This window comes from Novosphingobium sp. PP1Y (assembly GCF_000253255.1).
GTDB lineage: Bacteria > Pseudomonadota > Alphaproteobacteria > Sphingomonadales > Sphingomonadaceae > Novosphingobium.
Genome location: NC_015580.1, coordinates 47,199 through 73,215, shown reverse-complemented (window position 1 = coordinate 73,215; position 26,017 = coordinate 47,199). Strand labels below are relative to the sequence as shown.

The 26,017-nt window shown below is 65.5% G+C and carries 24 protein-coding genes; 18 read left to right on the top strand and 6 right to left on the bottom strand.

What is annotated here, in order from left to right; genetic code table 11:
• Positions 1 to 107: 107 nt before the first annotated feature.
• The 3 genes from ileS to PP1Y_RS06485 are packed head-to-tail and all read left to right on the top strand — an operon-like array spanning position 108 to position 3,911.
• The gene (ileS, locus tag PP1Y_RS06495; protein WP_013831524.1) at positions 108 to 2,975 is read left to right on the top strand and encodes an isoleucine--tRNA ligase; all 2,868 of its coding nucleotides are present in this window, start codon (positions 108 to 110) and stop codon (positions 2,973 to 2,975) included.
• 8 nt (positions 2,976 to 2,983) lie between these two features.
• Complete coding sequence (lspA, locus tag PP1Y_RS06490) at positions 2,984 to 3,490, top strand: signal peptidase II (protein WP_007012678.1); 507 nt, start codon at positions 2,984 to 2,986, stop codon at positions 3,488 to 3,490.
• Positions 3,491 to 3,494: 4 nt separating this feature from the next.
• Positions 3,495 to 3,911 carry a DUF3035 domain-containing protein gene (locus PP1Y_RS06485; RefSeq protein ID WP_007012677.1) on the top strand — a complete coding sequence of 139 codons (417 nt, stop codon included), beginning with the start codon at positions 3,495 to 3,497 and terminating at the stop codon, positions 3,909 to 3,911.
• A gap of 104 nt (positions 3,912 to 4,015) precedes the next feature.
• On the opposite strand, the gene PP1Y_RS06480 is transcribed toward PP1Y_RS06485, so the two are convergent.
• Positions 4,016 to 5,350, bottom strand: coding sequence for a hemolysin family protein (locus PP1Y_RS06480; RefSeq protein WP_041558636.1), 1,335 nt, complete (start codon positions 5,348 to 5,350; stop codon positions 4,016 to 4,018).
• A 195-nt stretch (positions 5,351 to 5,545) separates the two neighbouring features.
• Between PP1Y_RS06480 and PP1Y_RS06470 the strand changes: the two genes are divergently transcribed.
• The 6 genes from PP1Y_RS06470 (at position 5,546) to PP1Y_RS06445 (ending at position 10,940) form a co-directional block, all read left to right on the top strand.
• Positions 5,546 to 6,220, top strand: a complete 675-nt coding sequence (locus PP1Y_RS06470) for an OmpA family protein (RefSeq protein WP_013831521.1) — start codon at positions 5,546 to 5,548, stop codon at positions 6,218 to 6,220.
• Between the two features lie 164 nt (positions 6,221 to 6,384).
• Positions 6,385 to 7,632 carry a murein hydrolase activator EnvC gene (locus PP1Y_RS06465; protein ID WP_041558634.1) on the top strand — a complete coding sequence of 416 codons (1,248 nt, stop codon included), beginning with the start codon at positions 6,385 to 6,387 and terminating at the stop codon, positions 7,630 to 7,632.
• A gap of 144 nt (positions 7,633 to 7,776) precedes the next feature.
• Complete coding sequence (locus PP1Y_RS06460) at positions 7,777 to 9,141, top strand: S41 family peptidase (RefSeq protein ID WP_038577482.1); 1,365 nt, start codon at positions 7,777 to 7,779, stop codon at positions 9,139 to 9,141.
• Positions 9,142 to 9,169: 28 nt separating this feature from the next.
• Complete coding sequence (locus PP1Y_RS06455; protein WP_013831519.1) at positions 9,170 to 9,676, top strand: disulfide bond formation protein B; 507 nt, start codon at positions 9,170 to 9,172, stop codon at positions 9,674 to 9,676.
• A 22-nt stretch (positions 9,677 to 9,698) separates the two neighbouring features.
• Positions 9,699 to 10,223, top strand: a complete 525-nt coding sequence (locus PP1Y_RS06450; protein ID WP_007012671.1) for a demethoxyubiquinone hydroxylase family protein — start codon at positions 9,699 to 9,701, stop codon at positions 10,221 to 10,223.
• Positions 10,224 to 10,343: 120 nt separating this feature from the next.
• Positions 10,344 to 10,940: a hypothetical protein gene (locus tag PP1Y_RS06445; RefSeq protein WP_007012670.1), complete on the top strand. Its 597-nt coding sequence runs from the start codon at positions 10,344 to 10,346 to the stop codon at positions 10,938 to 10,940.
• 109 nt (positions 10,941 to 11,049) lie between these two features.
• Here PP1Y_RS06445 and fabI read toward each other — a convergent pair whose 3' ends face one another.
• The 3 genes from fabI to PP1Y_RS06430 form a co-directional block, all read right to left on the bottom strand.
• On the bottom strand, positions 11,050 to 11,853 hold the full coding sequence (fabI, locus tag PP1Y_RS06440; protein ID WP_013831518.1) for an enoyl-ACP reductase FabI: 804 nt from the start codon (positions 11,851 to 11,853) through the stop codon (positions 11,050 to 11,052).
• Positions 11,850 to 12,833: a YihY/virulence factor BrkB family protein gene (locus PP1Y_RS06435; protein ID WP_013831517.1), complete on the bottom strand. Its 984-nt coding sequence runs from the start codon at positions 12,831 to 12,833 to the stop codon at positions 11,850 to 11,852. Before PP1Y_RS06435 ends, fabI begins: the two co-directional genes overlap by 4 nt.
• A gap of 72 nt (positions 12,834 to 12,905) precedes the next feature.
• Complete coding sequence (locus PP1Y_RS06430) at positions 12,906 to 13,856, bottom strand: DnaJ C-terminal domain-containing protein (RefSeq protein WP_013831516.1); 951 nt, start codon at positions 13,854 to 13,856, stop codon at positions 12,906 to 12,908.
• A gap of 244 nt (positions 13,857 to 14,100) precedes the next feature.
• Here PP1Y_RS06430 and pdxH point away from each other — a divergent pair, with 244 nt between their 5' ends.
• Together pdxH and PP1Y_RS06420 are read left to right on the top strand one after the other, a co-directional pair.
• Positions 14,101 to 14,727, top strand: coding sequence for a pyridoxamine 5'-phosphate oxidase (gene pdxH / locus PP1Y_RS06425; protein ID WP_013831515.1), 627 nt, complete (start codon positions 14,101 to 14,103; stop codon positions 14,725 to 14,727).
• 16 nt (positions 14,728 to 14,743) lie between these two features.
• A complete protein-coding gene (locus PP1Y_RS06420; protein WP_041559173.1) occupies positions 14,744 to 15,685 on the top strand; it encodes a cation diffusion facilitator family transporter in 942 nt (313 codons plus the stop codon).
• A 10-nt stretch (positions 15,686 to 15,695) separates the two neighbouring features.
• On the opposite strand, the gene PP1Y_RS06415 is transcribed toward PP1Y_RS06420, so the two are convergent.
• The gene (locus PP1Y_RS06415; RefSeq protein WP_013831513.1) at positions 15,696 to 16,838 is read right to left on the bottom strand and encodes a serine hydrolase; all 1,143 of its coding nucleotides are present in this window, start codon (positions 16,836 to 16,838) and stop codon (positions 15,696 to 15,698) included.
• Positions 16,839 to 16,870: 32 nt separating this feature from the next.
• On the opposite strand from PP1Y_RS06415, the gene PP1Y_RS06410 reads away from it, so the two are divergent.
• Entirely contained in the window at positions 16,871 to 17,242 is a 372-nt protein-coding gene (locus PP1Y_RS06410) for a hypothetical protein (protein WP_013831512.1), read from the top strand.
• A gap of 12 nt (positions 17,243 to 17,254) precedes the next feature.
• Here the strand turns inward: PP1Y_RS06410 and mnmA are convergent, their stop codons facing one another.
• Positions 17,255 to 18,430: a tRNA 2-thiouridine(34) synthase MnmA gene (mnmA, locus tag PP1Y_RS06405; RefSeq protein WP_013831511.1), complete on the bottom strand. Its 1,176-nt coding sequence runs from the start codon at positions 18,428 to 18,430 to the stop codon at positions 17,255 to 17,257.
• Positions 18,431 to 18,566: 136 nt separating this feature from the next.
• Between mnmA and PP1Y_RS06400 the strand changes: the two genes are divergently transcribed.
• The 6 genes from PP1Y_RS06400 (at position 18,567) to PP1Y_RS06375 (ending at position 26,001) form a co-directional block, all read left to right on the top strand.
• Complete coding sequence (locus PP1Y_RS06400; RefSeq protein ID WP_041558632.1) at positions 18,567 to 18,899, top strand: hypothetical protein; 333 nt, start codon at positions 18,567 to 18,569, stop codon at positions 18,897 to 18,899.
• A gap of 2 nt (positions 18,900 to 18,901) precedes the next feature.
• Positions 18,902 to 19,201 carry a DUF1153 domain-containing protein gene (locus PP1Y_RS06395; protein ID WP_007012660.1) on the top strand — a complete coding sequence of 100 codons (300 nt, stop codon included), beginning with the start codon at positions 18,902 to 18,904 and terminating at the stop codon, positions 19,199 to 19,201.
• Positions 19,202 to 19,501: 300 nt separating this feature from the next.
• A complete protein-coding gene (locus PP1Y_RS06390; RefSeq protein WP_013831510.1) occupies positions 19,502 to 20,701 on the top strand; it encodes an efflux RND transporter periplasmic adaptor subunit in 1,200 nt (399 codons plus the stop codon).
• A 9-nt stretch (positions 20,702 to 20,710) separates the two neighbouring features.
• Complete coding sequence (locus PP1Y_RS06385; protein WP_013831509.1) at positions 20,711 to 24,151, top strand: efflux RND transporter permease subunit; 3,441 nt, start codon at positions 20,711 to 20,713, stop codon at positions 24,149 to 24,151.
• A 96-nt stretch (positions 24,152 to 24,247) separates the two neighbouring features.
• A complete protein-coding gene (locus PP1Y_RS06380) occupies positions 24,248 to 25,468 on the top strand; it encodes a DUF445 domain-containing protein (protein ID WP_041559172.1) in 1,221 nt (406 codons plus the stop codon).
• Positions 25,469 to 25,485: 17 nt separating this feature from the next.
• A complete protein-coding gene (locus PP1Y_RS06375; RefSeq protein WP_232512560.1) occupies positions 25,486 to 26,001 on the top strand; it encodes a GNAT family N-acetyltransferase in 516 nt (171 codons plus the stop codon).
• The last annotated feature ends 16 nt before the right edge of the window (positions 26,002 to 26,017 follow it).

Below are 26,017 nucleotides of genomic sequence, written 5' to 3'. Positions count from 1 at the left end.
AAGGTCGCGCAGGCCTGTCCGATTCTGCTCCAATCTGGCGGAACTGGCGCCCGACACGAATGCGCACCCTTTTCCGATGGCGCAGATTGCTCTAACGCCCGCCGATCATGACCGAACAGCGCGATTATCGTAGCACCGTCTTCCTGCCGAAGACCGATTTCCCGATGAAGGCCGGACTCCCCCAGAAGGAGCCGGGCATTCTGGCGCGCTGGCAGGAACAGGACATTTACGCAAGAACGCGCGAGGCCCGCTCGGGCCGCGACAAGTTCATCCTCCATGACGGCCCGCCCTACGCCAATGGCGACATGCACATCGGCCATGCGCTCAACCACATCCTCAAGGACATGGTCGCGCGCACCCAGACGCTGCTGGGCAAGGACGCGCCCTACGTTCCGGGCTGGGACTGCCATGGCCTGCCGATCGAATGGAAGGTCGAGGAGCAGTACCGCAAGAAGAAGAAGAACAAGGACGAAGTCCCGGCCGAGGAATTCCGCGCCGAATGCCGCGCCTATGCACAGAGCTGGGTCGACGTGCAGCGCGAACAGCTCAAGCGGCTGGGCGTCAACGGCCACTGGGACAAGCCCTACCTGACGATGGACTTCGCCGCCGAGGCGACCATCGTCACCGAACTGCTCAAGTTCGCCGAGAACGACATGCTCTACCGCGGCGCCAAGCCGGTGATGTGGAGCCCGGTCGAAAAGACCGCGCTGGCCGAGGCCGAGGTCGAGTACGAGGACATCGTCTCCACCCAGATCGACGTCGCCTTCGAGATCGTCGAAGCCGAGGACGAGGACCTGCTCGGCGCCGCGGTGGTGATCTGGACGACCACGCCCTGGACGATCCCGGTCAACCAGGCGATCGCCTATGGCAAGCACATCGATTACCACATGATCGAGGTCGAGGGCGGCGCGCGCTACATGGTCGCCGAACCGCTCGTCGAGAACTTCCTCAAGCGTATCGGCGCCGAAAGCCACAAGCTGCACTTCTTCATCAAGGGCGCCTCGCTTGCGGGCACCAGGGTGCGCCATCCGATGCATGCGCTGGGCAGCTTCTTCGCCGAACCGCGCCCGCTGCTCGATGGCTCCAGCTTCGTCACCACCGAAAGCGGCACCGGCTTCGTCCACATGGCGCCCGACCACGGCGAGGACGACTTCGAGCTGTGCAAGGCGAACGGGATCAATCCCAAGTTCGCGGTCGAGGGCGACGGTCGCTATCGTGAGGACTGGGGTTGGCTCGGCGGCCAGGGTTCGGTCATCAACCCGAAGTTCAACGCGCCCGACGGCCCGATCTGCAGCGACCTTCGCGAAGCCGGCGGCCTGCTGGCGGCCAGCGCGGACTACAGCCACTCCTATCCGCACTCGTGGCGGTCCAAGGCCAAGGTGATCTTCCGCTGCACGCCGCAGTGGTTCGTGCCGATGGACAAGGCGCTGACCCACCTGCCCGCCACCACTCGCGCCGAGCGGCGCTGGGAAGGCGAAGGCGGCGCTATCGACCCGCAGGATGAAACCGAGGGCGCCGCCCCGACGCTGCGCCAGGCCGCCGTGCAGGCAATCGCCGATACCCGCTTCGTTCCCGAAAAGGGCCGCAACCGCATCGGTTCGATGGTCGAAGGCCGCCCCGACTGGGTCCTGTCGCGCCAGCGCGCCTGGGGCGTGCCGATCACGCTGTTCGTCAACCGCGAGACCGGCGAATACCTCGTCGACGCCGAAGTCAACGCCCGCATCATCAACGCGATCCGCGAATCGGGTGTTGATGCCTGGAGCGAAGCGCGCGCGCAGGAATTCCTCGGCCCGGACTACGAGGCCGACGACTACGAGCGGGTCACCGACATTCTCGACGTCTGGTTCGATTCCGGCTCGACCCACGCCTTCGTCCTCGAAAGCGGCAAGTGGCCCGAACTGGCCCCGCACGAGGATCACGTCGGCCCGATCGCCGATCTCTACCTCGAAGGATCGGACCAGCATCGCGGCTGGTTCCAGTCCTCGCTGCTCGAAGCCTGCGCGACGCGCGGCCATGCGCCCTACAAGGCCATCCTCACCCACGGCTTCACGATGGACGCCAAGGGCATGAAGATGTCCAAGTCGCTGGGCAACACGGTCAGCCCGCTCAAGGTCATGGAGCAGTACGGCGCCGACATCATCCGGCTCTGGGCGCTTTCGGTCGACTTCACCGAAGACCACCGCATCGGCGACGAGATCCTCAAGGGCGTGGCCGACCAGTACCGCCGCCTGCGCAACACGTTCCGCTACATGCTGGGCGCGCTCGCCGACTTCGACGAAGCCGAACGCCTGCCGGTTGCCGAAATGCCGGAACTGGAGCGCTATGTGCTCGCCCTGCTCGGCAAGCTCGACAGGAAGCTGCACGAAGCGGTCCGCGACTACGACTTCAACGAGTACGTGCGATCGCTGATCGACTTCTGCAACGAGGATCTGTCGGCCTTCTTCTTCGACATCCGCAAGGACTGCCTCTACTGCGATGCGCCGACGGATCCGAAACGGCGCGCCTATCGCACCGTCCTCGACACGCTGTTCCATGCGCTGATCCGCTATGCCGCGCCGGTGATCGTCTTCACCGCCGAGGAAGTCTGGGGCACGCGCTATCCCGATGGCGACAGCGTCCACCTGCTGGAATGGCCAAAGGTGCCCGAGGTCGAGGCCGACCTGGCGCGCTGGGATGCCCTGCGCGACCTGCGCGAGAAGGTCACCGAAGCGATCGAGCCGCTGCGCCGCGAGAAGATCGTCGGCTCCAGCCTTGCCGCCGAAGTGACCGTACCGGCATCGGCTCCCGAAGCGGACTTCGCCGAGTTGTTCATCACAGCGACAGTGACCCGGGGGCAAGGCGAAACAGTGTCCGCGTCCCCGACCTCCCACCACAAGTGCGGCCGCTGCTGGCGCCACCTTCCGGAAGTGTCCGAGGACGGCGCGCTGTGCGATCGCTGCGACGATGTCGTCGGCGCGATGGAAACCCCTGCGTGAGCAGTCCCATGCGCAACCGGTTGCTGGGCCTGCTGATCGCGGCCGTGGTCTTCCTCATCGACCAGGGCTTCAAGTCATGGGTGGTGAACGGCCTCAACCTGCGCGAAGTGCGGGTCATCGAACTGTTGCCGTTCTTCGACCTCAACTGGACACAGAACTTCGGCGTCTCGCTGGGCCTGTTCACCGCCGGGTCGACCGAGGGCCGCTGGGCGCTCGTGGCGATGACCGCGGCAATCGCGACTTTCGTGTTCGTCTGGCTGCTGCGCGAGCGCAAGATGGCCGACATCGCCGCCCTGGCCCTCGTGCTCGGCGGTGCGCTCGGCAATATCCGCGACCGCTTCCTGCTCGGCTACGTGATCGACTATGCCGACTTGCATTTCGGGGAATTTCGCCCCTTCCTGATCTTCAATATCGCCGATGCCGCCATTACCATCGGCGTCCTGATTATCCTTGCCCGATCCCTGCTTTCGCGCGAGAAGCCTGATTCAACGGTCGAAACGGCCCCGGAGAGTTGATTTGATGCCCAAGATGAAAACTGGCGCCCTCGTTCTCGTCACTGCAGGCGCCGTGTTCCTGTCCGGCTGCGGCAGTACCGGCCTGTTCAATCGCAATCGTCCCGACGAATTCGCGGTGCAGCGCCAGTCGCCGCTGGTCGTACCGCCCGATTTCTCGCTGAGCCCGCCCAAGGAAGGCCAGCCGCGCCCGACCGACGGCACCCTGCAGCAGCAGACGCTCGACGCGATGTTCGGCGGCCCGCAGGCCCGCAGCGAGATCGAGAAGACCACGCTGGGCATGGCCGGCACGCCCGATCCGGCGATCCGCTCGACGGTTGGCGATCCCTCGACCTACACAGTCGCCAAGGGCCAGGTCACCCGCCAGATCCTATCCGCCCCCGAAGGCGACGGACGCGACGCGCAGACCGCCATCGGCGGCTGATTTGCCACGACAGATCGCGAAAGGGCCGGGGCGATTGCTCCGGCCTTTTTGTTTGCGGATGGCCGATTGTGCTCCGGCGAAGGCATCCAAGGCCCAGCCGAGCGTCAGCCGTCGCCGGAAACCCCGTCGTCCCCGCCGTCGACCGCCTCCATCTCCACCAGGAGCTTGTCGATGCGCAGGCCGTCCATGTCGACGACCTCGAAGCGCCAACCCTGTTCGGTGAAGACTTCACCCTCGCGGGGGACTTTCTTGAGAACCGCAAGCACGAAGCCGGCCACGGTCGCATATTCGCGGTCGTGGGACAGATCTATGTCCAGCCGCTCGGCAAAGGCGTCGGCCGGCATCGAGCCGGAGACGAGCAGCGAACCGTCGGCGCGTTCGATGACCATCGGCTCGTCGCCTTCGTCCTGGTGGCTGACGAAGTTGCCGGCAAGTGCCGCAAGCATGTCCGAAGGCGTCACCACGCCTTCGAGATGGCCGTACTCGTCATGGACCACCGCCATCGAGACTTCCGCCACCTGCAGCTTGCGCAGCGCATCCATAGCATCGAGCTGGTCGGGAATGACTTCGGCCTTCTTCATCATGGCGCGGATATCGACCTCGCGCCCCTCGACGAGCGCGGCCAGGACCTCGCGGACCTTGAGGATGCCCAGCACCTTGTCGGGCACGTCCTCATCCGCCACGGGCAGCAGCGAGTGCGGCGATCCGGCGATCCGCGCGCGCAGTTCCTCGCTGGTGGAATCGACGTCGATCCAGTCGATCTGGTTGCGCGGGGTCATCAGTTCGCGCACCGGCCGGTCGGCCAGCTTCATGACCCCTGCCATCATTGCCCGCTCGTCCTCGTCGATCGCGCCCGAACGGGTCGCCTCGGCGAAGATCATGTGCAGTTCCTCGGCGGTCAGCTGCTCTTCCCCGCCGCGGCGCACCGCCAGCAGGCGCAGGATAAGGCCCGAGGACTTGTCGAGCAGCCAGACGAAAGGCGCCATGATCTGCGCCAGCAATGCCATCGGCCGGGCCATGATGATCGCCACCGGCTCCGCGGCGCGCAGGGCCAGTTGCTTGGGCACCAGTTCGCCGATCACGAGGCTGCCGTAAGTCGTCGCGATAATGACGAGCGCGAAACCGATCTGGCCCGAGAGATGGCCCGGAACGCCCAGCATCGCCAGCCTCTCGCCCACCGGCTCGCCCAGGCTTGCCCCCGAATAGGCGCCCGCAATGATGCCGATCAGGGTGATGCCGATCTGCACCGTGGAGAGAAACTTGCCCGGGTCCGAAGCAAGATCGAGCGCAGTCTGCGCAGCCCTGCTGCCCTTGTCCGCGGATACCTTGAGACGGGCCGGCCGAGCGGACACGATCGCCAGTTCGGACATGGAAAACAGGCCATTGATCAGGATCAGGCCGGCGATGATGAGGAGGTCGGTCCAGGGAAAGGGCGTCACAATGTCCCTGCGCTAGCAGAGATTTCCGCAATAGCGAAGCGCTGCGTGAAGCGGCAACAAATGCTCACAAGCGAACGTGCCTCTGGAACATAGCCGGGCAACAAGCGTTTGGCCGACATCATCAATTTGCCATTCATGTTCACTATCACACAGATGAATGCGCAGACAGAGATATACAGAGGAAGGGCCAAGACCATGAAACGAACTCGCCTGTTCACGGCAACAGCCGCCGCCATTTCGCTGATCGCAGTGTCCGGCTGCGTCACCGATCCGAACACCGGCGAACGCAAGGTCTCGCGCACGGCCATCGGCGGCGTGGGCGGCGCCGGGCTCGGCTATCTTCTGGGCAGCGTGATCGGCGGCAAGACCGCGCGCATCGTCGGCGCGGGCATCGGCGGCGTCGCCGGTGGCGTGGTCGGCTACCAGATGGACAAGCAGATCAAGGAACTGAAGGAACAGACCGCCGGTTCCGGCGTCGACGTCAGCCAGGAAGGCGACGGCATTCTCGTCAACCTGCCCGACGTGACTTTCGCCGTGGATTCCACCGCGATCAGCCCCTCGTTTCAAGCGACGCTCGACAAGGTCGCGCAGAGCATGATCCAGTATCCCAACAGCCTGATCGACGTGTACGGCCACACCGATTCGACCGGCTCGGACGCGTACAACATGGACCTGTCCAAGCGCCGTGCCGATTCCGTCGGGCGCTACCTGATTTCGCGCGGCGTGTCGTCGGCTCGCATCCAGACCCAGGGCATGGGCGAGAACTACCCGGTAGCCGACAATTCGACCGCCGAGGGCCGCGCGCTCAACCGCCGCGTGGAAATCAAGATCACCCCGGTGACGACCGACGAGGCCGCCGCCGCACGCTGAGTGCACACCCCGTAGACGGGATCGGTAGAGGGGTCGGCGCGTGGGAACGCCGGCCCCTTCTTCGTTGGCACCCACTGCACGATGGGCAGCCCGCGTGAATCTTCCCCAGCTCGGCCTTGCGCCGATCATTTCCTTTTGCGCATTGGCGCTCTAGTTAACCGGGTGTGACGCCCGCTTCGCGCAAGATCCTGCTCGTTTCCGCTGCCGGCCTGGGGCTGTGCGCCGCCATGGTGGCAGGCCGCGGGCTGAGCCAGGTGGGTGCATTCGCGGTGCTCAATCCCGCGGTCGACGCCACCCGGGCGCAGGAAGACATGCTGGCCGCGCGCCGCGAGGGCGATGCCGCTCGCGAGCGCGCCGAAAAGCTCGAAAAGCAGGCGCGGCAGGTAACCCAGCAGGCCGAGAAGACCGCGCGCGAGGCCGCTGCGGTCGCCGCCCGCATCCAGCAGACCGAAGCCGCCATTGCGGTACAGACGGCGAAAGTCCGGCTGGTCGCCTCGCAGAGAGCCGAATTGCGCGCGCGTCTGGCCGAGCGGCAGGCACCGCTGGCCGGGCTGACCGGTGCGTTGCAGCGCCTGTCGCGCCGCCCGCCCCTGCTCGCCCTGCTGCGGCCGGGATCGGTGCGCGATGCCGTTTACCTTCGCGCCCTGCTCGATACGATGCTGCCCGAAGTGCAGCGCCGTACCGCCTCATTGCGCAGCGAGATCGAGCGTGGCCGGGCGCTGGAGCGCAATGCCCAGGCCGCGGCCAACGACCTGAAGATGGCCGAGGCGGAAATGCGCCGACGGCGCCGCGAACTGGCAACCCTGGAAGCACGCCAGCGGCTGGCCAGCCGCGAGGCTACCGGCGTTGCCGCGCGCGAAAGCGAACGCGCCCTGGCCCTGGCCGAAAAGGCCCGCGACCTGAGCGATCTCGTCGACGAGATGGGGCGGCAAGGCGAACTGCGCCAAGAGCTGGCCGCACTGCCCGGACCGATCATGCGTCCGCCGCGCCCCGAGGAAGCGCAAGTGATCGCCTCCTCGCAGTTCGTCACCCCGCCCGAGGGTCTTCCCACCTACATGCTTCCCGTCACCGGCCGCGTCGTGACCGGATTCGGCGAGGATGCTCCCGGGCTCAACCGTTCGCGCGGCATCACCCTGGCGACCCGGGCCAATGCCCAGGCCGTCGCCCCCGCGCCGGGACGCATCGCCTATGCCGGGCCCTACCGCGGCTACGACCGCATCGTCATCATCGAACACAGCGGCGGCTGGACCTCGCTGGTCACCGGCCTCGCCCGCCTTGACGTCGATGTCGGCGAACGGGTGGTGGCCGGATCGCCGCTGGGCATGACAGGGCCCGGCCAGCCGCAAGTCCTCGTCGAACTGCGGCGCGAGGGCGAACCCGTTAATCCCCTGCAATATATCCGCTCGCTATAGTGCAGTGACGAGGATCGCTGCTCCACACCGCGCCGAGGGCCAAGGCCGCATCGCTGGCAATTGGCGCAAAGGCCCGGTAATATGCGCGATCATGTGCCAAGACCGGCTGCGGCCGGCGTGACGAACGAGAGGCAGTCAAGCCCGATGAAGATCAGATCCATCCTGCGCGCGACCATGCTGGTTTCCGCCGTTGCGGTCCTGCCGGTGGCAACGTCCGGCCTGTCGGCCGTCGACAGCCGCGTGAATCCGGGTTTCGACAAGCTGTTCACCATCTACGAACTGGTGAAGCAGAACTATGTCGACCCGGTCGACGACGACAAGCTGCTCAAGGGCGCCATCGACGGCATGCTCGCCAGCCTCGATCCGCACTCCAACTATCTCGACGGCCCTTCGCTGCAGCGGCTCGAGACGATGATCGACGGCAACTATTCCGGCCTCGGCCTTTCGGTCGTGGAGGATGACGGCGCGGTCAAGGTGGTCTCGCCGTTCAAGGGCAGCCCGGCGGAAAAGGCCGGAGTGAAGGCGGGCGACTACATCACCCACCTCGACGGCGTGCTCTACTACGAACGCGACCTCGACGAGGCCGTGTCCAAGATGCGCGGCCCGGCCGGCACTTCGATCCGCCTGACGATCTATCGCCCCGGGCGCGACGAACCCTTCGACGTCACCGTGACTCGCGGCGTCATCGAACTCGAGCCGGTGACCTGGGAGCTCAAGGACGACATCGGCGTCATCTCGGTCAACGAATTCTCGCGCGATGTCGGCAACGACGTGAACAAGGCGATCGCCGACCTCAAGAAGCAGGCGGCAACGGCGGGCGGCAAGCTCGACGGCCTGGTGCTCGACCTGCGCTCCAATCCGGGCGGTTCGCTCGACGAAGCCGTGGCGCTCTCGGACCTGTTCCTCGACAAGGGCGTGATCGTCTCGCAGCGCGGCCGCATCGCCAGCGAGAACCAGTATTATCGCGCCGAAACCATGTTCCGCGGCGACGTCGTCAAGGGCATGCCGGTGATCGTCCTGGTCGACGCGGGCTCCGCCTCGGCCTCGGAAATCGTGGCCGGCGCGCTGCAGGACCAGCACCGCGCTGTGGTGATGGGCGAGCGCACCTTCGGCAAGGGGTCGGTCCAGTCGTTCATCCAGCTCGACAAGAACAGCGCAGTCAAGCTGACGACGGCGCGCTACTTCACGCCTTCGGGCCACTCGGTGCAGGAAGGCGGCATCGTGCCCGACATCAAGGTGCCGCAGATGTCAGATCCCGATGCAAGGGCTCGCGCCGAACGGGCTGTGCGCGAATCCGACCTGCGCGGCCACCTGATCAACGAGGCCGCGCTTGAGGACAAGGACCTCGAGAACGACAAGATGGACGATCCGCGCTTCAAGGTTTCGGCCGAGGAGCTGAAGGAAAAGGGCATCGACGACTTCCAGCTTCACTACGCGATCGCGACGCTGCAGCGCACCGCCGGCAAGCCGGCGCTCGCAACCAATGCGCCATCCGACAAGAAGAACTGAGCGGGCCGGACACGGGAAAGCTGAACATATGACCGTCGCCGTCGCCACGCCCTTGCGCGCCGCCCGCCTGCTTGCGCTCTCCATTCCGCTGGCTTTGCTGGGCGGCGCCTACCTCAGCCAGTACGGCTTCGGCCTCTACCCTTGCGAGATGTGCTGGTGGCAACGCTATCCGCACATGATCGCGATACCGTTCGCCCTGCTTGCCTTTTTCTGGCGACCGGTCGCGCCGCTGGTGGCGATCGCCGCGCTGGCAGTGCTCGTTTCAGGCCTGATCGGCGGCTTTCACGCCGGAGTCGAATATGGCTGGTGGCATGGCGTCACCGCCTGCACCGCCAGCGTGTTCGACGGCGGCGGCGATCCCCTTGCCGCGATCATGAAGGCCCCGGTGATCCGCTGCGACGTGGCGCCCTGGGACCTGTGGGGCATTTCGCTGGCGGGCTGGAATTTCCTCATTTCCACCGGCGGGGCCCTGCTTGTCTTCGCGCTGATCGCGATGAACGGCAAAGTGCAGCTTACGGCGCCCGAAAAGGTATAAGGCACAAGGTTTGGACACAGGCATGGACGCGAAATCGGAACGCAACGCCCGGATCCTCAGGGTCGATCAGGCCGGCGAATATGGCGCCACGCGCATCTACGCAGGCCAGCTCGCGGTCATGGGTACCCGCGCTGAGCATTCGAGCGAGATCGCCGGCATGGCCGAGCAGGAAGCCGATCACCGCGCCCGCTTCGATGCGATGATCGCCGAGCGAGGCGTGCGCCCCACCCTGCTCCAGCCGGTGTGGTCCGTCGCCGGTTATGCGCTGGGCGCGGCAACCGCACTGCTGGGCCCCAAGGCCGCGATGGCCTGCACCGCCGCAATCGAAACCGAGATCGACCGCCACTACACCCAGCAACTCGAAGAGCTGGAAGGCGACGACGACACTGAACTGCGAGAGACGATCCGCGAATTCCGCGATGACGAGCGCGAGCATCGCGACGCCGCACTGGCCGCCGGGGCCGAGCAGGCGCCCGCCTATCCCCTGTTGTTCAACGCTATCCGGCTGGGCTGCCGCGCGGCCATCAAGCTGTCCGAGCGCATCTGACGCTTCGCAGGAGAAATTGATCCGCGTCAGGGCTTTCTTCCTGGCTTCACCTACCGTTCAAGGCCGGTCTGGCCTATATCCTGACCGATAACGATCAATCCGATGCATGGAGCATAACCGATGGCCCGCCTCCTGACTGCCGCCGCAGCCCTCGCCGCCCTTTCCGCGGGCCTGACTTTCGCAGCCGCTCCTGCCACCGCGCAAGAGGACGATGGCGAGAAAGTCAACCAGGTCATCGTCTTCGGCGACGATCCCTGCCCCGAATCGTCGGGCAACGAGATCACCGTCTGCGCGCGCAAGGCCGAAGCGGAACGCTACCGCATTCCCGAACCTCTGCGCGGTGTGGATTCGCCCAAGTCCGAAGCCTGGACCAACCGGGTGGAAGCCTACGAAACGGTCGGCGCGTTCGGCACGATGAGCTGCTCTCCGGTCGGCGGCGGTGGCGCGCTAGGCTGCACCCAGAAGCTGATCGACCAGGCCTATGCCGAGAAGGCCAACGCCTCCGACGTGAAATTCAGCGAACTGATCGCACAAGAACGCGCCAAGCGGCTCTCGACCATCGATGCCGAAGCGGCCGCGCAGCAGAAGCGGGTCGAGGCGGCCGAAAAGGCCTATCTCGAGCAGAAGCAGCGCCAGCAGGCAGAAACCGACGCCGCCGAAGACAAGAGCGGCACCGCGACCATTGCCACGCCGGTTGATGAATCCGAAGACAAGTAAGCGCGGCCGGTCCGCCTTTCGCGGCGGGCTGCGGCGTCGAACATGAAAAAGGCCGGGATCGCTCCCGGCCTTTTTACTTTTCGGTTCGCGTTCCGATCTTGCCCGAAACTCAGGTCAGGGCAATGTCGGGAGCATCTTCCTGCTTCATGCCCACGACGTGGTAGCCGGCATCGACATGGTGCGTCTCGCCGGTCACGCCCGAGGAGAGGTCCGAGAGGAAATAGAGGCCCGAACCGCCGACGTCCTCGATCGTGACGTTACGGCGCAGCGGCGAGTTCAGCTCGTTCCACTTCAGGATGTAGCGGAAATCGCCGATGCCGCTGGCAGCCAGCGTCTTGATCGGACCGGCCGAGATCGCATTGACTCGGATGTTCTGCGGGCCGAGATCGTTGGCAAGGTACTGCACCGAAGTCTCGAGAGCGGCCTTGGCCACGCCCATGACGTTGTAGTGCGGCACGACCTTTTCCGCGCCGTAATAGGTCAGCGTCAGGATCGAGCCGCCATTCGGCATCATTTCCATCGCCCGCTTCGTCACCGCGACGAGGCTGTAGGCGGAAATGTTCATCGTCATCAGGAAGTTTTCGAGGCTGGTATCGACGTACTTGCCGCGCAGCTCGCTCTTGTCCGAAAAGCCAATGGCGTGGACGATGAAGTCAATCGTGTCCCAGCGCTCACGGATCTGGTCGAAGCACACATCGACCGCTTCCATGTTCGCCACGTCGCATTCGACGAGAAAATCGCTGCCAAGGCTTTCAGCCAGAGGCTTCACGCGCTTGGCGAGTGCTTCCCCCTGATAGGAGAAGGCCAGCTCGGCGCCGTGTTCATGCAGCTTCCTGGCAATGCCCCAGGCCAGCGACTTGTCATTGGCTAGGCCCATGATCAGGCCGCGTTTCCCCTGCATCAGACCGGTCATTCGTGTTCATCCTGTACTTCGTTATCGTCCTGGGCCGAGGACGCCCGCGCCCGCCTGAGCAATTCGCGCTCTTCCGGCGATTCCGCGAGCGCCGCATTGAGTTCGGCGCCCACGACCATCCCTAGTCCGACAAGCCAGAAAAAGAAAAGCGCGATCATCACTCCGGCGAGACTTCCGTACGTCAGATCGTAAACGAAGAAATTGCGCAACACCTGCGGGAGCAACCAGACGACCAGCAGCCACCAGATGGTAACGAGCGCGGCGCCGGGCCACTTGGGATAGATCCCGCGCTGGTAGGCCCGCGGCGTCAGCAGGTAGAAAAGCGTGTAAATTGAACCGAATAGCGTGGCAGTCGAGATCGTGCGCGAGACCATGATCTGGTCGATCACCGAATCGAGGCGGGGAAACAGCACAAGCAGGACTTCCTCGATCGCCCCGATCAGGACCTGCGATGACAGCGAAACCAGCAGCAGGATCACCGATCCGAAAATCAGACCGGTGGAAAACAGGCGATAGCGCCAGAAGGCCCTGTCCTTTGCCATGCCGTAGGCGCGGTGGAGAATGTCGCGGATCGTCTCGATCAGGCTGGTCGCGGTCCACAGGCCGAACAGCCCGCCGACCCAGAGCAGCCAGCCGTGCCGGGCCGCCACGACGTCGCGCGCGACCGGGTCGATCACTTCGGCCACGCGCGGCGGCACCGCGATCAGCAGGGCATCGATCGAAGCGTCGAGCCGGGCCTGCTCGCCGAGCGCCGAGAAAATGGCGGCCAGGGCGATGAAGAAGGGAAACAGTGCCAGCAGGGTCATGTAGGCAAGGTTGCCGGCGTGGATGAAGCCGTCGTGCCACGCCCCCGACAAAACCCTGCGCAGGACGGCGAAAAAGCGCGAGCCCGGCCCGGCCCGGCGCCGCAGCTCATCCTTGATCCGGTCACGCCGTCGCAGCGCCTCGCGCCGCCGGGACTCTGGCGAGAGGTCCGCCATGACCCGGTCCAGCGGGTCATCCTGTTCTATAGGCTGTTCGACCTGCACCGGGCAGTCATAGGTCCTGGGCCGTCACACGCCAAGTTTGCCGCGCACGTCACGGGTGTCGCGCCAGCCCTCCAGCCGCTTGGCAAGGTCGCTGTCGTTTTCCGGCAGTACGATCTCGAGCGTGATGAGCTGATCCCCGCGCGAACCGTCCTTGCGGCTGAAACCCTTGCCCTTGAGACGCAGGACCTTGCCGGAGCTGACCCCGGGTGGAATCGAGAGCATGACCGCGCCCGATGCCGTCGGTGCCTTGACCTTGGCTCCGGCGATGGCCTCGTCGAGCGTGATCGGCAGATCGATCCGCAAGTCGTCGCCGTCGCGGTGGAAGAACGGGTGATGCTGGATATGCACCGTCACGGTCGCATCGCCGGGGCCACCCGGCCCCTGCTCGCCCTTGCCGGCAAGGCGCATCTGCGTGCCTTCCTCGACTCCGGCGGGCAGCTTGAGGTCGATGGTCTTGCCATCGGAAAGGGTAATGCGCTGGTCCTTGCGTTCGGCCGCGTCGGTCAGCGAAACGGAAAGCCGGTAGGACACGTTGGCACCGCGCGGCGCCCGCCCGCGACCTCCGCCCATTCCTCCCATGCCGCCCATACCGCCGGCGCCGCCGCGTGGGCCGCCACCCCCGAAGATCCCGCCGAACAGGTCTTCGAGGTCAATGCCGTCGTTGCTGCCGAAGCCTCCGCCGAAACCGCGCTGGCCGCCCGGTCCGCCGCCGAAACCACCGCCCGGGCCGCCGAAGCCGCCCATCGTCGGATTGCCGTCGGCATCGATCTCACCGCGATCGAACTGCGCGCGCTTGGCCTTGTCGGAAAGCAGGTCATAAGCCGCGGTGACCTGGCTGAAGCGGTCTGCGGCCTTCGGATTGTCCTTGTTGGCGTCGGGATGAAACTCCTTCGCAAGCTTGCGATATGCGGACTTGATGTCCTTCTCGCTCGCCCCGCGCGAAACGCCTAGAATGGTATAAGGATCTGCTGCCATGGTGACATTTAGCTAGGTGTCCAATTGGATTACGGCAAGCGCTGTGTGAACGGTTGCGTCTCTGGCGACTTTCCCACGGGGGGACAGGCCGCTATTGGCATTCCCATGGTATGCATTGCGCGCCCCGATTGTCCCCGATCAAGGCAGGATGGCCGCGCTTGCTTCACACGCGCGGGGGCCGGGACAAGCCTGGTCGCAATCGACGCAGCCGCATTCGATGAATTCAACCCGACAGGATATTTCCATGGAAGCTGAACAGGCCCGCGAGGTCATCCCCCACGGCGACCCCTTTGCGCTGTTCACGGCGTGGTACGACGAGGCCCGCGAAGCCGAGCCCAACGATTCCAATGCCATGGCGCTGGCTACTGCGACCCCCGAGGGCCTGCCGTCGGTGCGCATGGTCCTGCTCAAGGGCTACGGCCCGGATGGCTTCGTGTTCTACACCAACGGCCACAGCCGCAAGGGCCAGGAGATCGCCGCCAACCCCAACGTCGCGCTGCTGTTCCACTGGAAGAGCCTGCGCCGCCAGATCCGCATCGAAGGCCGGCTCCAGCCGGTCAGCGATGCCGAGGCCGACGCCTATTTCCACTCGCGCGCGCGCGATTCCCAACTGGGCGCGGTTGCGTCCGACCAGTCGGCCCCGCTCGACAGCCGCGAGACCTTCCTGGCCCGCTACGAAGCCGCGCGCGACAGGTTCGCGCATGGCGAAGTCGACCGCCCGCCGCACTGGGGCGGTTTCCGGGTAGTGCCCAGCGCCATCGAATTCTGGCATGATCGCCCCTATCGCCTGCACGAGCGCCGCCGTTTCGTGCGCAAAGTAACGACGGACGGCCATGCCTCGGCATGGTCCAGCACCCTGCTCTACCCGTGAGGTCCAGCACTTGAGCCTGAATCACGATCACGAATCGGCCGGTCTGAACCGCAGCGCCGCTCTTGCCAGCATCAGTGCGGCCCTGTTCCTGCTGGCACTCAAGTCATGGGCCGCCTGGTCAACCGGTTCGATCGCGATGCTCGGCAGCCTTGCCGATACGACGCTCGACCTCGTAGCCAGCATGGCCACGCTGCTGGGCGTGTGGATCGCCTCGCAGCCGGCGGACGACAAGCACCGCTTCGGCCACGGCAAAGCCGAAGCCATAGCCGCCCTGTTCCAGATCCTGCTGATCTCGATCTCGGCGCTGGGCATCGCCGCCCGCGCGATCGAGGAATTCCTGTCCGGCGGGCGGGTCGAAGCGGCCGACATGGGCATCGGCGTCTCGGCGGTCGCGATCGTCGTCACTTTCGCGCTGCTTTCCTGGCAACGCTACGTGATCCGAAAGACCAAGAGCCTCGCGATCCATACCGACAGCGTCCACTACCAGTCGGACCTGCTCCTCAACGTCGCGGTGATCGCAGCGCTCGTGCTCGACCAGTACGCGGGACTGCGCGGCGCTGACCCGGTGTTCGGCCTGGGCATCGCCCTCTGGCTGGGGTGGGGCGCCTGGAACGCTTCGAAGGCCGTCCTCAACCAGCTGATGGACCACGAATGGCCCGAGGAAAAGAAGCAGCGCGTGCTGGAGCTGATTGCCCACAATCCCGATATCAGCGGGGTCCATGACCTGCGCACGCGCGTTTCGGGCAACAAGCACTTCGTGCAGTTTCACGTCTGGGTCGATGCCAACATGACCGTGCGCCAGGCCCACCGCGTGATGGACGACATCGAGGCGACCATTCACGCCGAATTCCCCGATGTGGAGATCCTGATCCACACCGATCCCGACGGCCTTGTCGATGAAGTGGGCGCTGCGGGCAAGGACGTCCTGCCCCCGATCCGGGTCGAAGCCTCGAAATAGGCGGCCTGCCTCAGTTCGAGGGGAACAATGCCAGCAGAGCGCCCAATTCGTAATGCAGCGCCTGCTCCTGCTGCACGTCGCTGGCTCCCAGCCGCACCACCGTCAGCAACTGGCTCGGCGAACCGATGACGTACTGGCCATGTTCGCCAAGGCAGGCGAAGACGTCGGACTTGGCTGTGCCGGGATAGAGCCTTGCGTTCTCGCCCGGTTCGGCCCGGTTGAGCCAGACCCCGGCGCCATAGCCCGGATTGCGCGGGCTCGGCGCCAGCATGAACTGCACCCAGCGGCGCGGCAGGATCTGTGCGCCCTTTACCGAACCGTTGTGGCGCAGGAACTCGCCCAGGTTGGCCCAATCGCGCGCCGAGGCATCGACCATGGCCGCACCGATCATCGTGCCCGCCCGGTCATATTCGACGCGCATGGTCTTTAGCCCGAGCGGGTCGAGCACGCGGTTGTCGAGGTATTCCTCGACGGCCCGGCGCCGGCGGCCCGGATCGCTGTCGGGCGAGATCACCCGCGCGGCGAGGTCGGACAGGATCACCGCGCTCGCGGAGGAATTCTCGAAGACCTGTCCGGCCGGCGCTTCGAGCGGCTGCGCTTCGGCATAGGCCGCCATGTCGTCGCGGCCATCGAGGAACAGCATCCGGATGCGATCCGACTGGCGCGCGACGTCGCCTTGCCCGGCATCGCCGGTTTCGCTGTGGCGCAGGCCCGAACGCATCTGCAACAGCTGCTTGAGAGTGATTTCGCCGCGCGGATCGCCCGGGCGCTGCCATGCAGGGACCGGGGCCGATTCGTTCAGCCGCAGGCGTCCGTCGCTGACGAGTTGGCCGATCATCAGCGCCGTCACACACTGGCCCATGGCCCAGCCCTGCAGCGGCGTCCTGGCAGAAACGCCTTGCCCATAGCGCTCGGCAATCACGGCGCCGCGTTTCATGATCACGAGCGCATCGGTCCGCCCGACCGCCTCGTCGTCGAACAGGCGGTCGATCGCGCGGCCAAGGGCATCGCGGGGCACCCCGCCTTCGTTCTTGATCGCGGCCAGCGCCTCGGCGCTGGCCGGCGGCGGCGCATCTGCTCCACTGTTACTGCATCCCCACAGGGTTGGCAGGGCAAGGAAGGCGAGGATATGGGGAAGGCGGCGCACCGTCATGATGCGCGGTGTAGTGTGCGAGGCGCGAGCGGATGGCAACAGCCAAGGTAAATACGACTGGTGACAGGCAGCCTGCGCGCTGGAAGCGCAATCTCGTGCTGCTGGTGCTGGCCGTTGCGGGGACCGCCCTCGCATTTTCGTGGAACAGTCTGGGTGCGCAGGCGCGGGTCAGCGCGGCCTATGGCGCGCGCGTCGGCTGCGTATGCCGCTTCGTCTCGAATCGCGACCTGAACAGCTGCAAGGGCGATATTGCCGCTGCGGGTCTGGGACGCACCGCCAGCCTGATGTTCCTCTCCGACGATGCCGAGACCAAGTCACTGACCGCCAGAGTCCCGCTGCTGGCAAGTTCGAGGGCAACCTATAGCCAAGAACGCGGCTGCCAGCTGGAACCGTGGGACGACTAGGCCGTCTGCAGATCAGGCCGGAATGACTTCGGCCGCCTCGGTTTCCTCGATCCAGCCGCCACCGACGACGCGCTCTCCACAATAGATCACCGCGGCCTGCCCGGGGGCGACGCCATATTCCGGGCTGGCGAAACGGATCACGGTGCCCGCGCCTTCGCCCAGCGGACCTTCCAGCGTAACCGGAACCGGCTTGGCCAGCGAGCGCACTTTAGCGGTCAGCGGCGCGTCGGTCAGCGGCCCGATGCGGTTGGTCTCCGAAATCCGCGCCGCAGCAACGCCGAGCAGCCGGCGCGGGCCGACCAGGACCCGGCGCGTCTCGGCATCGAGGCGCACGACATAGAGCGGCTCGGGCTGGCCGCCGATCTCGAGCCCCCGGCGCTGGCCGACGGTATAGTGAATGATCCCGCGATGCTCACCCAGCACTTCGCCGCTGGTTGCGTGTACGATCTCGCCCGGCGCTTCGCCCTCGGGACGCACCTGGCGCACGATCCTGGCGTAGTCGCCGTCGGGTACGAAGCAGATGTCCTGGCTGTCCGGCTTGGCCGCCACGCGCAGGCCCGCCGCCTCGGCCAGCCGGCGCGTCTCTGTCTTCGGCAAGCCGCCCAGAGGAAAGCGCAGGAAGTCGAGCTGTGCCTCGGTCGTACCGTAAAGAAAATAGCTCTGGTCGCGTGCCGGATCGACTGCGCGGTGCAGCTCGGACCCGGCCGGGCCGAGGACGCGCTGGACGTAGTGCCCGGTCGCCAGACAATCGGCGCCCAATTCGCGCGCCATCGTCAGCAGGTCGGTGAACTTGGGGCCCATGTTGCAGCGGATGCAGGGGATCGGGGTCCGCCCCGCAAGGTAATCGTCGGCGAAGCGCTCGACCACTTCCTCGCGAAAGCTGCTCTCATGGTCGAAGACATAGTGGGCTATGCCCAGCCGGTCTGCCACCGCGCGCGCATCGCGGATATCGTCGCCGGCGCAGCAGGCGCCCTTGCGCCCGGTCGCCGCGCCGTAATCGTAAAGCTGCAGGGTGACGCCGATGGTCTCCGCGCCCGTCGCAGCCGCCAGCGCGGCCACGACCGAACTGTCCACGCCGCCAGACATCGCCACGACGATACGGCGCTCGGAAAGCGGTTCGGGCAGCTGGAACAGGACGGACGGATCGAGCCTGTCGAGCAGTCCGGCAATATCGGGAGTCGCATTCATGCGTGGCCCCATACAGGGGTACGCGCGGATTTCCTACCTTTCAGCGCGAATTCGAAACCGCTGGACCGGAAACGGGAGGTAACTGCGCAGAGGCATCTTTACCCTCCTTTCACCATGTCTAGCGTATGGCAGTTCCATGAACATCGCCTTTGATCATGAAACCTGCACAGCAGGGCATGCGCTGGGTCGCACGAGCGAGGAGTTCACGGGGTTCCCATCGGCTCCCGACTGGAACGACCTGCGAACGCGTCTGTTCGCGGCCCATGAAGTGCGGACGATCCTGAACGGTGAAGGCACACCGGTCCGCTTGCGGACTCGCGGCAGTTTTGCAGGTGAAGCTGCATCGTTGCTGAATACTTACGGGCTACGCTCAAGGCCTGTTAACCTTGAAGTTTCAGCCAATGGCAAGCCTGACGGGGCCAAGGTCGCACCAGTTGCCGGCGACAACAATACCGGCGGACGAGGGTAACGATGATCGAGAACCAGAAGATTCGCCCAGCCCAGGTGATCGGGCCGCTTGGTGAGCCGCTGACGATTGAGTCGCTGCCGCCCCCAAACACGACGCGCTGGGTCGTGCGCCGCAAGGCCGAGGTCGTCGCTGCCGTCAATGGCGGCCTGCTGACGATCGACGAGGTCTGCGAACGTTATCAGCTCACGCTGGAAGAGTTCGCATCCTGGCAACGGGCGGTGGACCGCTCGGGCATGCAGGGCCTTCGTGTGACAAGAATTCAACACTACCGCGACCTCTACGAGCGTCAGCAGAAGTATTGAGGCACGGCTTTCAGTGTTGCTGAAACCAATCGAAACGGCGGTAAACGGTCTGTTTACCGCCGTTTTTGATTCCGCCGAGCCAATTTCCGCTTCCATCGCAACGCATTAAGCTCTCGACGCTCGTCGGACGATATATGTCGTGAACCGACTGCAAGTTGCCAGTCGGTCGGCGCACGTATATGTCGGCACGCATGAAATTCTGCCGCAAGTGCGGCCCGGATCGTCGCATCCGGGACCAATGGCGGCAAATCACTCCGCACCGGACGGAAGTGTTCGGAGAGGAGTTATTGCGGTGAACCGATGAATTACGACACCAAGATTGAATCCGTGCCGGAAGATGACGCGCTCGCCGCTGGCGAGTTGATGTCTGGCGCCGACGAGCAGGACCGCGTCCTGCGCCGCCGTATCTGGGTCGCTTCCGCCATTGCGCTTGTCCTGATGATCGGAATCTGGGCGCTAACCCACTTGCGCGGCGGCAACGACCTCGCCGACGAGTCCGACATCCAGACTCCCGTCGTCACCGTGGTCGTCCCGGGAAAGACCACGGTGCAGGGTGAGATCAGTGCCACCGGCACGCTTGCCGCGCGCCGCGAAATGCCGGTCGGCTCGGTCGGCGAAGGCGGCGAGATCCGCCAGGTCCTCGTGGAGCCGGGCGACTGGGTCGAACAGGGCCAGGTCCTCGCCGTCGTCGATCGTTCCGTCCAGAACCAGCAGATCGCCAGCCAGGCCGCACAGGTCGACGTCGCCCGCGCCGATGCCCAACTGGCCCAGTCCAATCTGGATCGCGCCCTCAAGCTCGTCGACCGCGGCTTCATCTCCAAGGCCGACGTCGATCGCCTGACTGCCGAACGCAATTCCGCCAATGCCCGCGTGCGCGTGGCGCAGGCCACGCTCGGCCAGCTCAAGGCCCAGGCCGCACGCCTCAACATCGTCGCCCCCGCAGCGGGCCTTGTGCTCGAGCGCAATGCCGAGCCCGGGCAGGTCGTTGGCGGCGGCACCGGCGTGCTGTTCCGACTGGCCAAGGGCGGCGAGATGGAGCTGCTCGCCGATCTGAGCGAAGACGATCTCGCCAAGCTGAGCGTGGGCGTGACCGCGCAAGTCATCCCGGTGGGCTCGAACAAGACCTTCACCGGACAGGTCTGGCAGATCTCGCCCGTCATCGATCCCGACAACCGCCAGGGCACCGCGCGCATCGCGCTGTCCTACGCCAAGGAACTGCGTCCCGGCGGATTCGCCTCGGCAACCATCGAGACCGGCGCGGTCGTCGCGCCGATGCTGCCGGAATCGGCAATCCAGAACGATGACAAGGGCGCGTTCGTCTATGTCGTGGGCAAGGACAACACGGTCCAGCGCCGCGACGTGAAGACCGGACTCGTCACGGCCGACGGCATTGCCATCAGGTCGGGCCTCAACGGCACGGAGAAAGTCGTGCTGCGCGCCGGCGGGTTCCTCAACAACGGTGACAAGGTCCAGACCAAACTTGTCACCGAGAAGAACTGATCCGGACGCATGAGCCTGCGCAACATCTCGGCATGGTCGATCCGCAATCCGATCGTCCCCATCGTCTTCTTCATCGGCGTGATGGTCGCCGGCATGGTCTCGTTCTCGCGCATGGACGTGAATAACATGCCGGACGTCGAATTTCCGGGCGTCCACGTTTCGGTCTCGCAGCCCGGCGCAGCGCCAAGTGAAATCGAAACCCAGATCACCCAGAAGATCGAGGCGGCAACACGTTCGGTCCCGGGCGTTGAGGAAATCCAGTCGACTGCGTCAGAGGGCAATTCCTCCACATTCGTGATGTTCTCGATCGGCACCGATCCGGACGTCGCAACCAACCAGGTCAAGAACGCGGTCGACCAGATCCGCAGCGACTTGCCCGACGGCATCCTCGAACCGCAGGTCGCCAAGGTCGAAGCGGGCGGCGGGGGCAACCTCGCGCTCTTCGCGGTCAGTGCCGATGACATGACGATGGAGCAGCTCAGCTGGTTCATCGACGACACCATCGCCAAGAAGCTGCTGTCGATCGAGGGACTGGCCTCGGTCTCGCGCCAGGGCGGCGTCGACCGCGAAATCCGGGTGGTGATCGATCCCGACAAGATGGCTTCGCTCGGCGTGACCGCCCGCGACGTCAACAACGCACTGCGCGCAGTCAACACGGACGCGGCCGGCGGCCAGGCCGAGATCGCCGGTTCACGCCAGTCGGTCCGCGTCCTGGGCAATGCCGACACCGCCTTCGACCTCTCGCAGACCCGCATCAACCTCGGTAACGGCCGCTCGATCAAGCTGTCCGACGTCGCCAATGTCTATGACGGGTACTCGGAACAGACCCGCATCGCCAAGCTGCACGGCCGCGAAGTGGTGACCTTCGGCTTCGAACGCGCGCTCGGCGCTTCGGACGTCACCGTCTACGATGCGGCGGTCCAGGCGCTGGAACAGATCAAGCAGGACAATCCGCGCGTCCACATCACGCAGCTGTTCTCGCAGGTGGACTACACCAAGGACCAGTACACCAGCTCGATGGAAGCGCTGGTCGAAGGCGCGGTGCTGGCGATCGTCATCGTCTACCTGTTCCTGCGCGACTGGCGGGCGACCTTCATTTCCGCCATCGCGATCCCGCTTTCGGCGATCCCGACCTTCTGGTTCATGGACATGATGGGCTTCACGCTCAACTTCCTGTCCCTGCTGGCCCTCAGCCTCGTCGCAGGCGTGCTGGTCGACGACGCGATCGTCGAGATCGAGAACATCGTGCGGCACATGCGCATGGGCAAGTCGGCCTACCAGGCCTCGATCGATGCCGCCGACGAAATCGGCCTCGCGGTCGTCGCCACCACCTTCTCGATCGTCGCGGTGTTCCTGCCCGTCGGGCTCATGCCCGGCATTCCCGGCCAGTTCTTCAAGGCTTTCGGCCTGACCGTCGTCGTCGCGGTGCTGATGAGCCTTGCCGTCGCGCGCCTCATCACGCCGATGGTCGCGGCCTATTTCCTCAAGGCTCATGGCCACGCCGAACACGGCGAAGGCCGCGCCATGGACCTCTACATGAAGGTTCTGGCCTGGACCCTCGACACCAGAGAGGCCAAGCGCCGGCGTGCGCAGATCGCAGATGTCCCCGCGCAACTGTGGTATTACCCTGTGGGCGCGCTCGCCATCACGCTCGTCATCGCCCTGGGCGCCGGTGCCGCCGCCCTCATCTATTACGGACTCCACGAAGTACTCGCTTCGGTCGGGCTCAAGAATGGCGCGGTGATCTTCGCCGCGCTGATCGCGCCGATCGCCGTGCCGATCATCGCGTTCTTCGCAGGCCGCTTCCTGCATGGCGCTGCGGCGGCGCTCGGGCATTTCGGCCGCTGGTATCGGTACCTGTCGGAGCGCCTGGCCGCCCGCTCGCGCGACCACCGTTTCTACGCCTTCTGCGCGGGCATCTATGCACTCGTTGTCACGGCCGCACTGCTCGTCGGTTCGCAGCAGCAGTTCCAGCCCAACGAGAACAACGACACCAGCCAGGTCAACATCGAGATGGTCCCGGGCACGACCATCGAGCAGACCGCCGCCGTATCCGACCAGGTCACCGGCCTGCTGGAAAGGCAGCCCGAAGTCGAACGCGTGCTCGAAACCTCGCGCGAGGCGGCGGCCACGCTCTACGTCTCGCTCAAGCCTGCCAAGGAGCGCGAGACGACCAGCAAGCAGTTCGAGCAGCGCATGGCCCCCCAGCTCCAGAAAATAGCCGATGCGCGCGTGACCTTCGCCAGCCAGGCAGGAGGCTTCGGCACCGGGCGTGACATCTCGGTCATGCTGTCGGGCAGCGATTCCGAACTCCTCAATGCCACTGCGCAGAAGCTCGTCGAGGAAATGCGCGGGGTCAAAGGCGTCGTCGCTCCGCGCATCGCCGCAGACCTCAAGCGTCCGGAACTGGTCGTCGTCCCGCGGCTGGACCTGGCCGCACAACTGGGCGTGACGACAACGGCGCTGAGCCAGGCGATCCGCATCGCCACCTTGGGCGAAATCGACCAGAACGCCGCCAAGTTCTCCCTGAGCGACCGCCAGATCCCGATCCGCGTGATCATGCCGCGCTCCTCGCGCCGCGATCTCTCGACGATCGAGAACATGCCGGTACCGACTGCAAGCGGCGGCTCGGTCCCGCTCAAGCGCGTGGCGGAGATCCGCTTCGGCGCCGGGCCCACCCAGATCCAGCGCTACAACCAGTCCCGCCGCGTCTTCGTCGGCGCCGACCTCGGCCAGGGCCAGGTCAAGGGGCCGGTGATGGAGCAGATCCAGAAGCTGCCGATCATGCAGAACCTCCCGGCTGGCGTTTCGAACGCGCCGGTAGGCGAGGACAAGTGGCAGCAGGAAATGGTCACCAGCTTCATCATCGCCGTCATCAGCGGCATCTTCCTGGTCTTCGCGGTGCTGGTGCTGCTCTACAAGCGCTTCGTCTCGCCGCTGGTGAACATGGCCTCGCTGCTGCTTGCCCCGCTTGGCGGCATGATCGCCCTCACCATCGTCGGCCAGCCGGTGTCTATGCCGGTCTATATCGGTATCCTCATGCTACTGGGCATCGTCGCCAAGAACTCGATCCTGCTGATCGACTTCGCGATCGAGGAAATGGCGAGCGGCGTCGACAAGCTCCACGCGATCATGGACGCAGGCCACAAACGTGCCCAGCCAATCATCATGACCACAGTAGCCATGACCGCCGGCATGGTACCTACCGCCGCCTCGCTTTCGGGTGACGGTGCGTGGCGTGCGCCCATGGGCATCACCGTGATCGGGGGCCTGCTGCTTTCGACATTCCTGACGCTGATCATCGTCCCGGCTGCGTTCAGCCTTGCCGACGGCTTCGAAAAGCGGATCGGACCGCGTCTGCGCAAGTCCCTGCTCACGTTCGAACCGCATCATGCGCATGGAACCGGCCATCCCGACGACAAGGGCGGCGCGTCCGTCCCCGCGGAATAGTCGGCCTGGGCAGGGAAGCGGGGAACCTTGCAGAGCGCGGCGCGTAAGACTGGAGTGGTGACGCAGGAGATACCGAGGCAGGATCGCGCAAGGCGCATGCGCCTTTTCGCGACAGGGCTGCTCTTGCTGATGGCCCTGTCCTTCATGGCCCTGCGGCGTCTTGCTGTCCTCTATCCGACCTGGGACCCGATGCTGGGGTATGCGATCGCCTTCACCGAGGCCGCGATGGTCGGCGGGCTCGCCGACTGGTTCGCCGTCACCGCACTGTTTCGCCGACCGCTGGGGCTGCCGATCCCGCACACCGCGATCATACCGTTCAACAAGGACCGTATCGCCGATTCGATGGCGACCTTTCTGCGCGACAACTTCCTGACGCCGCAGGTGGTGGCCCGCCGCCTGCACGGCTTCAACCTCGCAGCAAGTGCCGGGGCCTTCCTCGCCGATCCGCGTCGCGACGAGCAGTCGCGCCTGCGGGCCGGCGCCGCGGGCCTCTTCGCCGACATCCTGGAGTCGCTCGACCCCGACCAGATGGGCGGCATGATCAAGGCCGGCCTGCGCAAGCAGCTCTCCCGCATCGATCTCGCCCCCCTGCTCGGCCAGACCCTCGCCAACGCCATTGCCGACAAGCGCCACCTGCCGGTACTGGCGTCGGTCCTGCGCAAGATCGGCGAGGCCATCGAGGCAAACGAGCCGATGATCCGCGACATGATTCACCAGCGCGCCAACGCGATCATGCGCTGGACCGGGCTGGACGAACGCCTTGCCAATGGTGTGCTCGACGGCGCCTACCGCCTGCTGGCCGAAGTGATCGTGCAGCCGGACCATCCCTTGCGCGCCAGGATCGACGAGTCGCTCACGCGCCTTGCCGACGATCTGCGCCACGATCCGGCAGTGCGCGCCAAGGTGGAGCGTATCAAGAGCGAGCTGATCGAGAACCCGGCCATGGCGGCCTGGCTCGATGCCATGTGGGAACGCGCCCGCGAGGCGCTGCTGCGCGCGGTCCGTAATCCGGACAAGGCGCTTTCGGGCAGCCTAGGCGATTCGATTTCCCAGCTTGGCCTTGCCCTCGGCGAGGACCGGCGCCTCCAGGCTCTCGTCAATCGGTTCGCCCGCAGGACGCTGGTCGGCGTGGCCTCGCGCTATGGCTCGGAGATCGTACGACTCGTATCCGAAACCGTGAAGCGGTGGGATGCCAAGACCGTTTCGGACCGCATAGAAGGGGCCGTGGGCCGGGACCTGCAGTTCATCCGCATCAACGGCACCCTTGTCGGCGGGCTCGTCGGCATGGCAATCCACACCGTGGAGCGATGGCTGTGAACGCAGGGAAACCCCCTTTGACCACCCGGCGCTACGAATTGTGGCAACCCGGGCCGGGCGATCTCGAGGGGCTGGTGCGCCTGCTCGAAGGCAAGGACATGACCCGCTACCTTGGCCCGGCGCGCGCAGATCACTTCTCGCAGTTCGAAAGGCTCAGCCGCAACACCGGAAGCTGGGCGCTCTACGGCTACGGCACGTTCTACGTCCGCAAGCGCGGCGAGGCCGACCTCATCGCCAATTGCGGCATTTTCCATTCATGGCGCGGCTTCGGCAAGGGCATGGACGATGTGCCCGAAGCCGGCTGGATCGTGCGGCAGGACCATTGGGGCGAAGGCCTCGCCGGCGAAGTCATGGCTGCAGTTCTGGCCTGGTTCGACCGGGTCCACGGCAAGCGCCGGATCGCCTGCATGATCGAGGAAGGCAACACCCCTTCCGAACGCCTTGCCGCCCGCCTCGGCTTCAAGCCGTGCGGGCAGCACTTGGCGGAAGACGACAGGACGGTACTCAACCTCTTCGAGCGCCTGCCTGCCTGATCCGGCACTCTTGAGC

What these genes read in the sequence shown, in the direction of transcription:
- fabI (WP_013831518.1), bottom strand. Translation starts at nt 11,853, where the DNA reads ATGACCGGTCTGATGCAGGGGAAACGCGGCCTGATCATGGGCCTAGCC.
- PP1Y_RS06470 (WP_013831521.1), top strand. Translation starts at nt 5,546, where the DNA reads ATGAAACGAACTCGCCTGTTCACGGCAACAGCCGCCGCCATTTCGCTG.
- PP1Y_RS06395 (WP_007012660.1), top strand. Translation starts at nt 18,902, where the DNA reads ATGATCGAGAACCAGAAGATTCGCCCAGCCCAGGTGATCGGGCCGCTT.
- PP1Y_RS06390 (WP_013831510.1), top strand. Translation starts at nt 19,502, where the DNA reads ATGAATTACGACACCAAGATTGAATCCGTGCCGGAAGATGACGCGCTC.
- PP1Y_RS06415 (WP_013831513.1), bottom strand. Translation starts at nt 16,838, where the DNA reads ATGACGGTGCGCCGCCTTCCCCATATCCTCGCCTTCCTTGCCCTGCCA.
- lspA (WP_007012678.1), top strand. Translation starts at nt 2,984, where the DNA reads ATGCGCAACCGGTTGCTGGGCCTGCTGATCGCGGCCGTGGTCTTCCTC.
- PP1Y_RS06400 (WP_041558632.1), top strand. Translation starts at nt 18,567, where the DNA reads ATGAACATCGCCTTTGATCATGAAACCTGCACAGCAGGGCATGCGCTG.
- PP1Y_RS06435 (WP_013831517.1), bottom strand. Translation starts at nt 12,833, where the DNA reads ATGGCGGACCTCTCGCCAGAGTCCCGGCGGCGCGAGGCGCTGCGACGG.
- PP1Y_RS06485 (WP_007012677.1), top strand. Translation starts at nt 3,495, where the DNA reads ATGCCCAAGATGAAAACTGGCGCCCTCGTTCTCGTCACTGCAGGCGCC.
- PP1Y_RS06410 (WP_013831512.1), top strand. Translation starts at nt 16,871, where the DNA reads ATGGCAACAGCCAAGGTAAATACGACTGGTGACAGGCAGCCTGCGCGC.
- ileS (WP_013831524.1), top strand. Translation starts at nt 108, where the DNA reads ATGACCGAACAGCGCGATTATCGTAGCACCGTCTTCCTGCCGAAGACC.
- PP1Y_RS06455 (WP_013831519.1), top strand. Translation starts at nt 9,170, where the DNA reads ATGACCGTCGCCGTCGCCACGCCCTTGCGCGCCGCCCGCCTGCTTGCG.
- PP1Y_RS06430 (WP_013831516.1), bottom strand. Translation starts at nt 13,856, where the DNA reads ATGGCAGCAGATCCTTATACCATTCTAGGCGTTTCGCGCGGGGCGAGC.
- pdxH (WP_013831515.1), top strand. Translation starts at nt 14,101, where the DNA reads ATGGAAGCTGAACAGGCCCGCGAGGTCATCCCCCACGGCGACCCCTTT.
- PP1Y_RS06445 (WP_007012670.1), top strand. Translation starts at nt 10,344, where the DNA reads ATGGCCCGCCTCCTGACTGCCGCCGCAGCCCTCGCCGCCCTTTCCGCG.
- PP1Y_RS06450 (WP_007012671.1), top strand. Translation starts at nt 9,699, where the DNA reads ATGGACGCGAAATCGGAACGCAACGCCCGGATCCTCAGGGTCGATCAG.
- PP1Y_RS06380 (WP_041559172.1), top strand. Translation starts at nt 24,248, where the DNA reads ATGCGCCTTTTCGCGACAGGGCTGCTCTTGCTGATGGCCCTGTCCTTC.
- mnmA (WP_013831511.1), bottom strand. Translation starts at nt 18,430, where the DNA reads ATGAATGCGACTCCCGATATTGCCGGACTGCTCGACAGGCTCGATCCG.
- PP1Y_RS06385 (WP_013831509.1), top strand. Translation starts at nt 20,711, where the DNA reads ATGAGCCTGCGCAACATCTCGGCATGGTCGATCCGCAATCCGATCGTC.
- PP1Y_RS06460 (WP_038577482.1), top strand. Translation starts at nt 7,777, where the DNA reads ATGAAGATCAGATCCATCCTGCGCGCGACCATGCTGGTTTCCGCCGTT.